Source organism: Nonomuraea sp. NPDC048882 (assembly GCF_040649755.1).
In the GTDB taxonomy this organism is placed as follows: domain Bacteria; phylum Actinomycetota; class Actinomycetes; order Streptosporangiales; family Streptosporangiaceae; genus Nonomuraea; species Nonomuraea maheshkhaliensis.
The window spans coordinates 223,896-238,172 of the sequence record NZ_JBEZGB010000001.1 but is presented as its reverse complement, the minus strand read 5'-3'; the positions used below and the strand labels follow the sequence as shown (position 1 = coordinate 238,172).

12 protein-coding genes are annotated in these 14,277 nt (G+C 72.1%); 2 read left to right on the top strand and 10 right to left on the bottom strand.

Annotation, left to right across the window (positions count from 1 at the left end; translation table 11 throughout):
* Positions 1–198 precede the first annotated feature (198 nt).
* The gene (locus AB0C27_RS01025; protein ID WP_357835830.1) at positions 199–1,545 is read right to left on the bottom strand and encodes a hypothetical protein; all 1,347 of its coding nucleotides are present in this window, start codon (positions 1,543–1,545) and stop codon (positions 199–201) included.
* Positions 1,546–1,778: 233 nt separating this feature from the next.
* Here AB0C27_RS01025 and AB0C27_RS01020 point away from each other — a divergent pair, with 233 nt between their 5' ends.
* Positions 1,779–2,975: a transposase gene (locus tag AB0C27_RS01020; protein ID WP_357835827.1), complete on the top strand. Its 1,197-nt coding sequence runs from the start codon at positions 1,779–1,781 to the stop codon at positions 2,973–2,975.
* A gap of 111 nt (positions 2,976–3,086) precedes the next feature.
* Here the strand turns inward: AB0C27_RS01020 and AB0C27_RS01015 are convergent, their stop codons facing one another.
* From AB0C27_RS01015 to AB0C27_RS00980, 8 genes are all read right to left on the bottom strand, one after another.
* Positions 3,087–3,761: a YoaK family protein gene (locus AB0C27_RS01015; protein ID WP_357835824.1), complete on the bottom strand. Its 675-nt coding sequence runs from the start codon at positions 3,759–3,761 to the stop codon at positions 3,087–3,089.
* Positions 3,762–3,840: 79 nt separating this feature from the next.
* The gene (locus tag AB0C27_RS01010; RefSeq protein ID WP_357835821.1) at positions 3,841–5,505 is read right to left on the bottom strand and encodes a glycosyltransferase; all 1,665 of its coding nucleotides are present in this window, start codon (positions 5,503–5,505) and stop codon (positions 3,841–3,843) included.
* A gap of 205 nt (positions 5,506–5,710) precedes the next feature.
* Positions 5,711–6,406, bottom strand: coding sequence for a TetR family transcriptional regulator (locus AB0C27_RS01005; protein ID WP_357835818.1), 696 nt, complete (start codon positions 6,404–6,406; stop codon positions 5,711–5,713).
* A 71-nt stretch (positions 6,407–6,477) separates the two neighbouring features.
* A complete protein-coding gene (locus tag AB0C27_RS01000; protein WP_357835815.1) occupies positions 6,478–7,683 on the bottom strand; it encodes a cytochrome P450 in 1,206 nt (401 codons plus the stop codon).
* A gap of 190 nt (positions 7,684–7,873) precedes the next feature.
* Positions 7,874–8,680, bottom strand: coding sequence for a pectate lyase (locus tag AB0C27_RS00995; RefSeq protein ID WP_357835812.1), 807 nt, complete (start codon positions 8,678–8,680; stop codon positions 7,874–7,876).
* A gap of 230 nt (positions 8,681–8,910) precedes the next feature.
* Positions 8,911–9,111, bottom strand: a complete 201-nt coding sequence (locus AB0C27_RS00990) for a ferredoxin (RefSeq protein WP_357835809.1) — start codon at positions 9,109–9,111, stop codon at positions 8,911–8,913.
* Positions 9,112–9,139: 28 nt separating this feature from the next.
* Complete coding sequence (locus AB0C27_RS00985) at positions 9,140–10,351, bottom strand: cytochrome P450 (protein WP_357835806.1); 1,212 nt, start codon at positions 10,349–10,351, stop codon at positions 9,140–9,142.
* A gap of 50 nt (positions 10,352–10,401) precedes the next feature.
* Entirely contained in the window at positions 10,402–11,649 is a 1,248-nt protein-coding gene (locus AB0C27_RS00980; protein ID WP_357835803.1) for an FAD/NAD(P)-binding oxidoreductase, read from the bottom strand.
* Positions 11,650–11,789: 140 nt separating this feature from the next.
* On the opposite strand from AB0C27_RS00980, the gene AB0C27_RS00975 reads away from it, so the two are divergent.
* Complete coding sequence (locus AB0C27_RS00975) at positions 11,790–12,455, top strand: TetR/AcrR family transcriptional regulator (RefSeq protein ID WP_357835800.1); 666 nt, start codon at positions 11,790–11,792, stop codon at positions 12,453–12,455.
* On the opposite strand, the gene AB0C27_RS00970 is transcribed toward AB0C27_RS00975, so the two are convergent.
* Positions 12,412–14,169, bottom strand: coding sequence for an aromatic amino acid ammonia-lyase (locus AB0C27_RS00970; RefSeq protein WP_357835797.1), 1,758 nt, complete (start codon positions 14,167–14,169; stop codon positions 12,412–12,414). The genes AB0C27_RS00975 and AB0C27_RS00970 overlap by 44 nt on opposite strands.
* Positions 14,170–14,277: the final 108 nt, after the last annotated feature.

Sequence of the window (14,277 nt, the reverse complement as noted above, 5' to 3'; positions counted from 1 at the left end):
GAAGTTTCTGCCGGGGTTTTGGGCGTGTTTTCCATTCGTTTAAGGATGTCCGAAAGTCAACCTCCATGCAAGGTTCAACAGGATCTTAAAGGGAGGCAAGGCGGTGCGGGGGATGGAGTGGTGAGCGGGTATCCAGGTTCGACCCAGTCACCTGACTTATCCGGATTTATGGGGATTTTCCCGGTTGTTGTAAATCCGTCAGTAAACGTCGGCGGCGGAGAGCCGGTCCTTCATGATCAGCAGGACGGCCACGAGCGCGGTCCACCCCGTCTGGTGCGCCGCACCCAGGCCGGCGCCGTCGTCGCCGTGGAAGTACTCGTGGAACTGGATCAGATCCCGCCAGTGCGGATCCTCCTGGAAGGTCCGCTGCCCTCCGTACACCGGCCGCCGCCCGCCCGCGTCCCGCAGGAAGAGGCGGACCAGGCGGGCGGAGATCTCCTCGCTCACCTGGTAGAGGGTCATCCGGTTGCCCGAGCCCGTCGGGCACTCCACCGTGAAGTCGTCGCCGTAGAAGGCGTGCAGGTGCTGCAGCGCCCGGACGATGAGGGCGTTGACCGGGAACCACACCGGGCCGCGCCAGTTGGAGTTGCCGCCGAACAGCCCGCTGTCCGACTCGGCCGGCAGGTACGCCACCCGGTACTCCTGCTCGCCCACGTGGAACGTGTACGGGTGCGCGGCGTGGTGCCGCGACAACGAGCGGATCCCGTACGGGCTCAGGAACTCCTCCTCGTCGAGCATGCGCGCCAGCACCCGCCGCAGCTTCCGCTCGTCCAGCAGCGACAGCATGCGCCGGCCGCCGACGCCGGGCCGGTCGGCCGCCGACATGCCCGCGGCCAGGTCGGGATGGCGGCGCGCGAACTCCCTGACCCGGTTGTACAGGCGGGCGTCGCTCTCGTCCGGGCGCGGCGTGAACACCGTCGTCGCGCAGAGCGGCAGCAGCCCCACCAGCGAACGCACCTTGAGCCTGACGGCGTCACCGCCGGGCAGGCGCAGCACGTCGTAGAAGAACCCGTCCGCCTCGTCCCACATCTCCTCCTTCACCTCGCCGATCCGGTCGGTCGCGGCGGAGATGCGCAGGAAGTGCGTGGCGAAGCGCACGGCCAGATCCTCGTACGCGGGCGAGCGGTCCGACAGCTCGGCGGCCAGCTGCAACATCGTCTGCGTGTAGAACGCCATCCACGCCGTGCCGTCGGCCTGGTCGAGCGTCCCGCCGGTCGGCAGCGCCGCGCTGCGGTCGAACACGCCGATGTTGTCCAGGCCGAGGAAGCCGCCCTGGAACACGTTGCGGCCGTCCGGGTCCTTGCGGTTGACCCACCAGGTGAAGTTGACCAGCAGCTTCTGGAACACCCGCTCGATGAAGTCCAGGTCGCTGTGACCGTCGAGCCCGCGGTCCATGCTGTTGATGAAGCGCGCGGCCCACGCCTGCACGGGCGGGTTCACGTCGCCGAACGCCCACTCGTACGCCGGCACCTGGCCGTTGGGATGCAGGTACCGCTCACCGAGCAGCACCTCGATCTGGTGCTTGGCCAGGTCGAGGTCCACCATGGCCAGCGCGACCGCGTGGAAGGCCAGGTCCCAGGCGGCGAACCAGGGATACTCCCATCAAATTCTCCCGAGGGGACCGGCGGCTTTAGCCGTCGGGGGAATCGGGAGCGGGAGGGCCGCCAAGGCCCGAGCGTGCCCTGACCAGTCAGGTCCGCGCTTCACAGCTGTCCTTCCGGGTTTGTCGGTACCGGCCGATACCGTGGTCGTCTCGTTACCGAACGTTGGAGGTGGGAGTGCGCAGGTCGTTCACGTTCCTGCTGCGCCCCACCAGCAAGCAGGCCGCCGCGCTCACGCAGTGTCTGGAGGATCACCGGCAGCTGTACAACGCCGCGCTGGAGCACCGGCGCACCGCCTACGCCAAGGCCGGTGTCGCGGTCCGCTACGGCGACCAGTCGGGCGAGTTGAAGCACATCCGCGCCGACAACCCCGGCGGTCAGGGTCGCTGGTCGTTCTCCTCCCAGCAGGCCACGCTCCGCCGCCTGGACAAGGCGTTCGCGGCGTTCTTCAAGCGCGTCCGCGAAGGCCGCACGCCGGGCTTCCCCCGTTTTAAGGGGCGCGGCTGGTTCGACACGGTCGAGTGGCCCAAGGACGGCGACGGCTGCCGCTGGGGCTCCCAGCCCGAGCACCCCACCGCCACCTACGTCCGGCTGCAGGGCATCGGCAACATCCGCGTCCACCAGCACCGGACCGTGAAGGGCCGGGTGAAGACGATCAGCGTCAAGCGGGAGGGCTCCCGCTGGTACGTGGTGTTGTCGTGCGAGGACGTACCCGCCGAGCCGCTGCCCGCGACCGGCGCGGTCAACGGGATCGACATGGGCGTCGCCTCGCTGGTCACCACGAGCGACGGCGAACACGTGGCCAACCCGCGTCACCTGGCCATGTCCGCTGACCGTCTCGCCGCGGCGCAGCAGGACCTGGCCCGCAAGAAGCGGGGCAGCAAGCGTCGCCGCAAGGCCGCCGCACGCGTGGCCGCGCTGCACTCCACGGTGCGACGGCAGCGCCTGGACGGCGCGCACAAGGCCGCCCTGCGCCTGGTTCGCGAGTATGACGTGATCGTGCACGAGGCGCTGAACGTCGCGGGCATGACCAGGCGTGCCACGCCCAAGCCGGAGGACGACGGCGGCTACCTGCCCAACGGCGGGTCCGCGAAATCCGGACTCAACCGAAGCATCCACGACGCGGGTTGGGGGGTGTTCCTGACGATCCTGTCGCACAAGGCTGAAGGCGCCGGTCGAGAGCTGATCGCGGTGAACCCTGCCAACACCTCCCGCACCTGCTCGCGCTGCGGGCACTGCGCGAAGGAGAACCGCCTCACCCAAGCCGTCTTCCGATGCACGGCATGCGGCCACACCGCGCACGCCGACGTCAACGCGGCCAAGAACATCCTGAGGGCAGGGCTTGCCCTTCGCGACGCTGCGGAAGCGGCCTAGCGAGAAGCCGCTCCCTTCAGGGAGCGGAGGAGTCACCTACGCAGCATCCTCCTCGTACGAATCCCTGCCTCATCCCCGGACGGTGAGGTCCCGGTGTGCCCGCCCGCCGGCTCATGGCGGGGTCGCCCGCGGCGGCCGGACGAAGGCGCTGGCGACCAGGGTCGTGGTCACGCCCGCGAGCGCGATCACGGGCGCGGCGGCGGGCAGCGTCCACACGCAGATCGTCGCGGCGGCGGCCCCGCAGACCACGGCGAGCAGCACGGCGATCAGCCCGGCCAGGTGCGGCTCCCCGGTGCCGGGCGTGAGGTGGCGGAAGAGCGAGCTGGTCAGCGCCCCCGTGATGAACGTCGTCGAGCCCACGAACGTGTGCAGCCGATGCGTCACCGCACTCTGCACGCCCATGGCGACCGCGGCGGCGGCGATCATCACCAGCCGCACCTCATCGGCGACCTCCGAACCCGAGACCTGGGTCAGTGCCCAGGCGACGGCCAGGCCGGTCAGCAGCACCAGCTCGACGCCGACGGCCACCCTGATGCGGGCCGACCAGCCGGTGAGCCGGCCGAGGAAGCGGAAGGCGGCGCCCAGGCCGCAGGTGAAGGCGATCAGCGCCACCACCGAGCCGACCGCGTCGGCCAGCCGGCCGTGGCCCGCCGAGACGCCGAGCAGGACCAGGTTGCCGGTCATGTTCGAGGTGAAGACCTGGCCGAGGGCGAGGAAGGTGAAGGCGTCGACCGCCCCCGAGGCCAGCGCCAGGCTCAGGACGGGCACCCGGTTGCCGTGCAGCATCCTCCCATGCTCCGCCGCCCGCCCCGCCACCTCCCGCAGGCGCGCTGACCTGCCCCGGGATCAACCGGGACGGGGCCGGTCAGTTGCGGGTTCTGCGGCCGAGGGCGCGTTTCATCCGGCCGGCCAGGATCGCGCGCATGCCGCGCCGTGCCCGCTGGTCGCGCTGGGCGGCGTGGAGTTCGCGGCGCAGCGTGCCGACCTCCCTGCGCAGCTCCACCGTGCTCTTGCGCCAGCGCGCGGCCTCGTCCCGCCACTTGGCCACCTGCTCACGCAGCCGCTCGGCCTCCTTGGCCAGCCGGGCCGCCTCGGTCTCGGCCCGCACCCTGGCCTTGTACGCCGAGCGCCGCCCCACCAGCTCGCCCGGTTCGTCGCTGAAGTCGTACGTCTCGGCGTCCACCCACCGCGCGCCGGAGACCTCGTCCACGACGTCGTCGAGGGACTCTTCGGGCCGGGCGACCAGCCGGGCGCGGGCGAAGGCGGACACCCGTTCGAGCCGGGCCGAGACGACCCCTTCGGGCGACTCCCGCAGCAGCACCTCGACCAGGCCGAGCGCCTCGTTGCGGGCCAGCGCCAGCAGCCGGGCCAGGCTGTCCTCGCCGGGCGCCCATCCCGCGGGCAGGCGCAGCACGAAGGGCGTGGACGGGTCCAGCTCCTCGGTGGTCGCCAGGCGTACCCGGGCCTCGTGCTCGTAGTGGCCGTGCACCAGGACCAGGTCCAGGTTCGGGTCCTTGAGCGGGGCGCGCCGGTCGCGGTCGAGCGTGTCCCAGGGGCCGACGACGACCACCGACAGGTCCGCGACCGTGGCGGCGAGCAGGGCGTCCACGCTGGCGCGCACGGCCTCGTAGCCGGCCGTGCCGTCCACGACCGCGGTCATGTACGGCACCTTCCACTGCCGCGCCGGATGCGTGCGCAGCCACTGGTAGGCGGGGATGCGGTCGGCGACGAAGGCGTGGCTGACCCGGTCGATGCGCTGCTGCTCGCGCATGCGCATGGTCGGGCCGAGGTGGTACGCGCGTGCCCGCGGCTCCGGGATGAACACCGCGCCCGCCTGCGCGAGGCGGTAGCCCATCTCGGTGTCCTGGCCGAGGATCAGCTCGTCGTCCATGGGCCCGGCGGCCTCGACGAGGCGGCGGCCGACCGAGGTGGCCCCGCCCACGTGCAGGCTGAACGGCCGGGCCGTGTGGCCGATGAGACCGTTGGTCCGCTCGACCAGCCCGACCAGCCAGGTGTGCGGCTCCGCCGGCTCGAACGCCGCCTCCAGGTCCTCGGGCAGCTCGGCGGGCAGCGGCGCGGAGGTGAAACGGATGTAGCCGGTCACGGAGAGGTAGGGGGCGGCGTGGTGCCAGCGCATGTGCGCCTCGACGGCGCCGGGCGTGAGCACCACGTCGGAGTCGAGCCAGTGGATGACGTCGCCGGTGGCCTCGGCCAGCCCGGCGTTACGCGCGTTGGCCCGGCCGGGCCGGTCGCAGACGATCAGCCGGGCCGCCGTGCCCTCCGGCAGCCGCAGCGGGGGCGAGCTGCCGTTGTCCACGACGATGATCTCGGTCAGCTCCGCCGGGTACGTCTGCCGCGCCAAGCCCTGCAGCACCAGGTCCAGCTTCTCCTGGGCGCCATAGGCGGGGATGATCACGCTCACCCGGAGTTCGGGGGTGAGGAGCTCGGGCGGCTGGAGCACCCGGTAGTCGTTGCCCCGCACCCGCCGGACGTCGCCCCCGCCGGCCGGGTCGAGAGGAGTGACGGACATGCGCGCTAATGCTCCTTACTGATCGGCCCGGACGGACGGCGCCTTACTTTAAAGCACATAACTGGGAAAAAGGCCGACTTGTAAGGCGGTGCGCAAGTATTGTCCCACGTCAGAGCTGTCAGAATTCACACAGGAAATGACCAGGAGTCCACCGCACACTGACTCCCGCCCGGCACCGCACATCACGGCGAAACGACGCTGCCCGTCAGCCCGTTTCCGTCGTCACCGGGGCCGGCCACAGACCGGCCAGCGCGTCCACGAGCCCGGTGGCGGTGGCCTCCCAGCTCCTCCGCGCCGTGCCGTCGCCCTCGTGCAGCGCCCGTTCGCGCTCGGCCAGCGTGTGCACGACGAGCAGGCGGCTCATGTCACTGCGCTCCCGGTGCACCTCCTCCGGCAGCTCGGGCAGCAGGCGGAACATGCCCTCAAGCGTCCGCCGCATCGAGGGCGTGGCCACGGACTCGTCGACGACGATCCGGCGCAGGCCGGGAACGGTGTCGAACTGCGCCAGGCACCGGGCCCGCCAGCACGGCACGCCCAGCGCGTCGAGGTGGTCGGTGGCCGGGCGCACCAGGCACGAGATCCACGCGCGCAGGTCGCCGGAGTCACCCGAGTCGTCGAGCGTCGCCAGCATGCGCAGGCGCCGTCCCTCGGTCTCCGTGGTGTAGCGGCGCACGATCGCGCGTACGAGATCGGGCTTGGCGCCGAAGTGGTAGCCGACGGCGAAGTTGTTCGCCTGCCCGGCCGCCTGGGCGATCTGGCGGTTGGAGACGTCGCCGACCCCGTGCTCGGCGAACAGCCGTTCGGCGGAGTCGAGGATGGCCTCCCGCGTCTCCTGCGCCCGCTCGCCCCTCCCGGCCCCGCTCACCACCGGCCTCCGCCCCCTGCCCTGCTCATCTGCCACGACGCCTCACCATCGGACCCGGACCTGTCCCAACGCCGGGCCCGTCCGAGCAGCCGACCGACGCCAAGATCTCACCATCGGACCTGGACCTGTTCCAACCCTCCCACGATCAGGCCCTCGCGGCGCCGCAACCCGGTGGCGGGGACGGCCGGCGCCAGCGTGGGCAGCCGATCGAGCAGGACCTTCAGCACGGTCTGCAGCTCGGTGCGGGCCAGCGCCTGGCCGAGGCAGGAGTGCGGGCCGACGCCGAAGGCCAGGTGCGGGTTGGGCGAGCGGTCCAGTCGCATCTCGGCGGCCTGCTCGAACTGCCGCTCGTCCCGGTTGGCCGCGGCCATGCTGCAGATCACGGTGGTGCCGCCCGGCAGCCGTTCGCCGGCCACCTCCACCTCCTCGCTGAGGTAGCGCGGCATGCCGAAGCCGGGGTTGGCGTCGAAGCGCAGCGACTCCTCCACCGCCGGCCGGATCAGCGCGCGGTCGGCCAGCAGCGCCTGCCAGCGGGCCGGATCGGCCAGCAGCATCGACATCATCTTGCCGATCATGTTGGCGGTGGTCTCGTGCCCGGCCACCAGCAGCCCCTTGGCCGTGCCCCTCAGCAGCCGCTCGGTCAGCCGCCCGTCCAGTCCCTCGACCATCGAGTGCAGCTCGCTGATCAGGTCGTCGCCCGGCTCCGCCCGCTTCGCCTCGACCAGCGCGACCAGGTACGCGTCGAACTCGGCCTGTGCGGCGTCGATCTCCTCCTGGGTGAACCTGGTCATGCTCAGCATGGTGTCCGACCAGTACGCGAACCGGTCCCGGTCGGAGTCGGGCACCCCCAGCAGGTCGCAGATCGCCCACACCGGCAGCGGGAACCCGACGAAGGAGACCAGGTCGGCCGGCTGCCCCGCCTCGACCATCCGCGCCACGAGCTGCTCGGTCATGGCCTGGATCCTGGGCTGCATCGCGGTCACCCGCTTGGCGGTGAACGCCTTGCCCACCAGTTGCCGCCAGGCCCGGTGGTGCTCGCCGGTCATGGTGCTCGCGCCGGTGAGGGTGCCGCCGAACACGCCGCCCGACTCGTTCGCGGTGACCCGCGCCGCGTCCTCGGCGTCGAGCCGCCGGGTGAAGCGCGGGTCGGACAGGACCTGTTTGACGTCGTCGTACCGGGTGAGCAGCAGCGCCTCGTCACCGCTGGCCAGCCGGATCGGCGCCACCGGGCAGCCTTGGCGCAGCTCGGCCCACTCGGGCGGCGGCTCCAGCGCGGTGGGATTGCGGAAGGGGTATTCGGGTGCTCCGGTCACGGTCGTTCCCCCTGTCGAGTGGTGGCCCGACGCCTGATGGACGCCGGCTCGATGGTATCTAAGTCACGTCGCTTACCTTAAGTCAAGTGACTCAAAGTTGCGCCAAGTCTCCGCCTCCCTTCGACAGAGAAGGGCCGTGAGCGTGGTCGCGCTCACGGCCCTGGGGGAGGCGCCGCCGTTCCCGGCGGGGTCAGCGGTAGGTGATGTCCGAGCTGGAGTAGAGGCAGTTGACGCCGTCGGCGCCTGAGCCGATCTTGGTGGGTTCGCCGCTGGTCACGCCCCGGTACTTCTCGCAGACCACGATCTTCCTGCTGGAGTCGCCGACGATCGTGACGCCCGAGAAGCGGGCGGTGTCGCCGTAGTTGGTGTTGATCCCGGCGAGCGACTTGCCAGGGGCGGTGATCGTCACGTTGGAGATGACGACGTTGCGCTTGTGCTGGGTGGAGCAGTTGCCGCACGAGCGGTAGAGCTTGCCGAAGTTGCTCACCTCGAAGTTCCTGATGTACATCGTGCCCGGGCCGTTGTGCTGGAAGACCTTGTCGCTTGCCGAGCGGGCGCCGCCGCCGTCGATGGTCATCGTCTGCGACGACGAGGTGCCCTTGAACGTGGCCGCGTCCTCGCCGACGTCCTCCCACCAGACGTTCTGCAGCGTGCAGGTGCCGGAGCAGTGGATGCCGTCGGCGGCGGGGGAGCCGAGGATGACGTTCCTCAGCACGGCCCCGTTCGCCAGCTTGAAGATCGGGTCCTGGCCCTCGTCCTGGCCGCCGCTGCCCAGGTCGCCGGTGCCGTAATAACGGACCATCCCGCCGTCGAGCGTGCCCGACACGTTGATGGTGGCGCCGACCGCCCGCTGGCCGCTCGGCGTCGGCCAGGCGGCGGCGGTCGCGTTCGTGTCCGAGACGGCGGCGGTGGCGGCGGGGCCGCTGCCGATGCCGCCCGCGACGGCCAGGGCGGCGACGATCGCCGCCGCCATCCGGGTCAGGATCGTCCTGCTCACATTCGACTCCTTGTGTGCGGCCCCTCGTGCACGCGGGTGCGCGAGGGGCGGGCCGGTGGAGAACTCCTGTGAGAGTAGGAAAGCGCTTTCCAAGCGTCAACGAAGCGCCGCGCGGCCGTACCGGAGGAACGGGTGTCATGCCCGGTCAGGACATGACACCCGGCATTTCCGCGAGTGAAACTTTCAGGTCGGGACGGTTCCGGCGCCCTCAGGGCGCCGGTCCCCGGCGCTCAGGCGTCCTCGGTCACCTCGATGGCGGCGGCGGGGCAGACGGCGGCCGCCTCGCGGACCAGGGCGTGCCGGTCCGGGCCCGGCTCGGCGTCGAGCAGGAGCACGATGCCGTCATCCTCGCGCTGGTCGAACACCTCGGGCGCGAGCAGCACACACTGGCCGGCGCCGCAGCACTTGTCCTCGTCGACGGTGACTTTCATGCGGGAACTCCCCTGTGATCGATCGGATTCACCAGCGGACGGGCACGGTGCGCAGGCCGCCGACGGCGAGCCCCTCCACGCGCTCCAGCTCCGCCACCGGCACGGCCAGCTCCAGGTCGGGCAGCCGGCGCAGCAGCACCTCCAGCACGACCTGCAGCTCGGTACGCGCGAGCGACTGCCCCAGGCAGGAGTGCGCCCCCGAGCCGAAGGACAGGTGCGCGTTGGGGCTGCGGGTCAGGTCCATCTCGGCGGCGGCCTCGAAGGCGCTCTCGTCGCGGTTGGCGGCGGCCATGCTGCAGATGACGGTCGTGCCCTTGGGCAGGACCGTGCCGCCGACCTCGGTCTCGACGGGCAGGTAGCGCGGCAGGCCGAAGCCGGAGTTGGCGTCCAGGCGCAGCGTCTCCTCCACCGCGGTGCGGATCAGCGCCGGATCGGCCAGCAGCGCCTCCCAGCGGGTACGGTCGGCCAGCAGCATGGAGACCATCTTGCCGATCATGTTGGCGGTGGTCTCGTGCCCGGCGACGAGCAGCGCCATGCCGGTGACCAGGATCTGCAGGTCGGACAGGCCGCCGTCGTCGGGGCCGCCGGCCGCGATCAGCTCGCTGAGCAGGTCCTCGCCCGGGTTCTCCCGCTTGGCCGAGACATGGCCGGACATGTAGGCGAAGAACTCCGTCTGCGCGGCCTCGATCTCCTCGCGGCGGTAGCGGGTGAGGTTGAGCAGGGTGTCGGACCAGTACGAGAAGCGCTCCCTGTCCTCGGCCGGCACGCCGAGCATGTCGCAGATGACGTACACCGGCAGCGGGAACCCGAGCCCGGCCCTGAGGTCGCCGGGAGCGCCGCGCTCGACCATCTCGTCGATGAGGTCCTCGGCGATCCGCGCCATCCGAGGGCGCAGCGCCGCCATACGCTTGGCGGTGAACCACTTGCCGACCAGGCGTCGCCAGCGCAGATGCTCCTCGCCGGAGTCGGGGATGATCTGGGACACCTCGCTGTTGAACACCCCGCCGCCTTCGGCCGTCAGCCGGGCCGCGTCGGGGGCGCTCAGCTGGCGGGTCAGCCGCGGGTCGGCCAGCACCTGTTTGACGTCGTCGTACCGGGTCAGCAGCGTGGCCTGGTCGCCGCTGGGCAGCCGGACGTGCGCCACCGGGCAGGTGCCGCGCAGCTCCGCCCACTCCGTGGGTGGGTCGAGCGGCGCGGCGGCCGGGATCGGGTAGTTCAGGACCTGCTCGTCGATAGTCATTCGGCATCTCCTCGTGTGCGACAGATGATCGGCCGTCCGCGGGACGGCGGTCATGCGGATGAGAGGGGCTGTGGGCGCTGCCAGGCGCCGAGCGAGCGCTGCCGCAGGACGCGGGCCTGCTTGGGCATGTTCCAGCCGAGCACGCCGGTGATCTCGCCGCGCTCGCGGTAGACGGCGGCGAAACGCCCCTGCTCGGGGTCGCCCTCGGTCACGCTCACCTCGGCGTCCGGGGAGGGCAGGCCGTGCGCCTGCAGCTTGACGTCGTACTGGTCGGTCCAGAAGTAGGGGACCGGCGTGTACGGGCGGTCGGCGCCGAGCACATTGGCCGCCACCACCTGGGCCTGCTCGGTGGCGTTGGTGCGGTTCTCCAGCCGCAGCCGCCGGCCCAGCCCCTCGTGCTCGAACGCGGCCACGTCGCCCACGGCGTAGACGCCTTCGGCGGCGCGGCAGCGCGTGTCGCACTCCACCCCGTCGCCCAGGCTCAGCCCGCTTCCCTCCAGCCAGCCGGTCGCCGGGCGGGAGCCGATGGCCACCACCACCGCGTCGGCGGGCAGCAGCTCGCCGGTGGCCAGCCGTACCCCGGTGACCCGGCCGTTCGCGCCGGTCAGCGACTCGACGGCGGCGCCGAGCCGGAGCCGGACCCCGCGATCGGCGTGCAGGCGGCCGAGCAGGGCGCCGATCACGTCGCCGAGCTGGTCGCCGAGCAGGGTGTGGCCCAGGCCGGCGAGCGTGACGTCCAGGCCCAGGCCGCGCGCGGTGGCGGCGATCTCCGCGCCGAGCACGCCCTCGCCTGCGACCACGAGCCGCGTGGCGCCGGTCAGGTGGGTGCGCAGGGTGAGGGCGTCGTCCAGGCCGCGCAGCGTGTGCACGCCCGCCGGCCCGTCCTGGCCGCTCTGCCCGTCATGGCCGTCCTGGTCGTGTTGGCCGTTCTGGCTGTACTGGCCGGGCAGGTGGCGGGAGGTCAGGCCGGTGGCGATCACCACGGCGTCGGCGCGGAGCACGCGGCCCGAGGCCGTGGTGACCGAGCGCGCCCCGGCGTCCAGCGCGACCGCGCGCTCGCCCCGGACGAACCGGGCACCCAGCGCCTCAAGCTGCGCCGGCGAGCGGAGCTGGGCCTTGGCCGGCTCCCACGTGCCGGCCAGGACCTGCTTCGACAGCGGCGGCCGGTCGTAGGGGAGGTGCGGCTCGGCGTCCAGCAGCGTCAGGCGGCCCTCGTGGCCGTGCCGCCGCAGCGCTTCGGCGGTGCTCAGGCCGGCGGCCGAGGCGCCCACGATCAGGATGCTCCCTGGCGGGGTCACGCCGTCCCGCTCCGATGGTGCGGGGCGGCCCGGCCGGCACGTGTCGGCATGGATGTGGTCCTTTCGCGTCGTGTTGGGCTCACTTTACCCTTCATCTGTAGGAAAACCTGCACATGTAGGTAGGCGGTAGGGTGAACGGTGTGGGCACCACGAAAGACGACCGCGCCCCTTCGGGCGATCGGCGCGTACGCCGCACCCACGCGGCGCTGGCGCGCGCGCTGATCAAGCTGGTCGAGGAGCAGGACCTGTCCAGGATCACCGTCGCCGACGTCGCCGAGCGGGCCGGCGTGAGCCGGTCGACCTTCTACGACCACTTCCGTGACGTGCACGAGCTGGCCGAGGCCGCGTGCACGGCGATGATCGACCGGCTGATCGAGTCCCTGCCCAGCCCGGCGCCCGGCATGGCCGATCCCGAGTCGGAGGCGACCCGGTCGCTTGAGGCGTTCTTCGCCGCGCTGGCCGAGCACGCGGGGCTCTACCGGGCGTTGCTGGGGCCGCAGGGCAGTGCGAGAGTCGTCGACCACATCCGGCGGCGGGCCACGGCGGGGGTGCGCGAGCGGCTGGGCCAGGTGCACACGAGCGGCACGGTCTTCGACGGGCCGTCCGGGGAGCTGCCGCAATCGTCCGGGCCGTCCGGGGAGACGCCGCTCGACGTGCCGGCGGCGTTCACGGCCGGGGCGATCATCGGGGTGGCCGCCGACTGGCTCCAGCACGGCTGCCCCCGCACCCCGGCCGAGATGGCCAAGCTGGTGTGGCCGATGTTCAGCGCGCTGTTCCGGCTGGACGCCGGGCCGCCGCAGCGCTGACGCCGGGGTCGCGCGGGCCGGGCGTCGCGGCGGAGGGCGCGGGACGCGGGACGACGGGGCGGGGGATGACGGGGACCAGCCGCCGCCCGCGCACCAGCCCGATCACCTGCTCCAGATCAGGAGTCATGTAGCGGTCGTCGGCCAGCGGCGGCACGTACCTTCTGAGCTCCGCGTGCAGCGTACGCGTGACCGGGCCGAGCGGCAGCCCCGCCATCTTCGCCGCGATGAGGTCGATGCCCTGGGCCGCCATCAGGTACTGCACCGCCAGGATGATCTCCAGCCGGTCGAGGTTCTCGTGCAGGTCCCGTACCGAGGCCATGGCCATCGTGTTGTGGTCCTCCTGGCCGTCCTTGACCGGCCGCGACAGCGTGCCCGCCGGGGTCGCCCTGACCTGCATCTCCGGGACCAGGGCGGCGGCCACCGTCTGGACCTGCACCATCCCGGAGTTCAGCCCGACGCTCCCGCCCGCGAGGTTGGCCGGCAGGCCGTAGCTCCACCTGGGCGACAGCAGCCGTCCCGACAACCCCTCCGACAGTACGCCGACGTCGGTGAGCTCGGCGTTCAGGCTGTCGGCGAGATGACCCATGACGGAGCCGTCCCAGTTGCCGCCCATCACGAACTCGTACCCGCGGCCCTTCTCGCGCCGGAAGATCAGCGGGTTGGAGGTCGAGGAGTTGGCCTCCCGCACCAGAGCCTGGCGGGCCTCGGCGAGCACCTGGCGCAGCCCGGCCAGGATGTGCGGCGCGGCCCGCACCGACACGGCGTCCTGGATGCGCGGCTCGTAGTTCGCCGGGTCGAGCCGCCTGCGGCCCTCCTCCGTCATCCAGCCCGAGCCCGCCACCATCGCGCGCAGCCGCGCGGCGACCGCGTTCTCCTCGGGGATGTGACGCTCCCTGTGCGTACGCGCGTCCAGCGACCCCCGCTCGGCCCTGGTCGCCTCCATGAACAGGGCGAAGGCCCCCTCCGCCTGGTCGGCCAGCGCGGTGGCCCGGTGCACGGCTTGCATCAGCAAGGCGGCCACCACGGTGCTGCCGCTGACGATCGGCAGCGCCTCACCCGCCTGGAACGTGAAGTCGCGCGGGAGCCCCGCCCTCGGCAACATCGCGGAGGCCGGCCCCTCCATGCCCCGGTAGCGCACCGGCGCCTCCCCGCCGAGCGCCGCCAGCCCCGCCGCCGCCTGCGGCTGCAGGTCACCGGTGCCGAGCGAGCCGATCCCCGGCATCCGGGGCACGACCCCGGCGTTGATCATGGCAAGCAGCCGCTGAGGCACCGCCGGGCGGACGCCGACCGTGCCCCTGGCCATCTGGTTCGCCTTGATGACCAGGGCCAGCCTGACCACGTCGTCCGGCAGCGGCTCGCCGACGCCCGCCGCGTGGGAGCGCAGCACGTTGCGCTGGAACTGCTCGGCCTGCTCGGGCGAGAGCGGGCGGTCCTTCAGCGGGCCGAGCGCCTGGTTCCACCCGTACACCCGCTGGCTGTCCAGGGCGGCCAGCGCGCCCGCTCGCGTCCTGTCCATGGCCTCGGCCACGTCGGGGGCGAGGCGGGCGTTGATCGGGCGGCCGTCCAGGATCGCGAACGCGTCGCGCAGCGAGAACGACTTGCCGTCCAGCGCCAGGCCCAGCACGGGAGCCGGCGGGATCGCGGGCCGGTCGGGCTCGGCGGTCGCCTGGCCGGGCACGAACAGGGCGGCGAGCAGGCCCGCTCCCGTGGCCATCCGTCCCACTCTGATCATCCTGGTCCCCCGGGCCCTCGTGGTGCCGATCGATGCGGCTCCGTTATAGCCGTGGGGAGGGGTTGGGGCGGGGGCGGCTCGTCGGGGCGG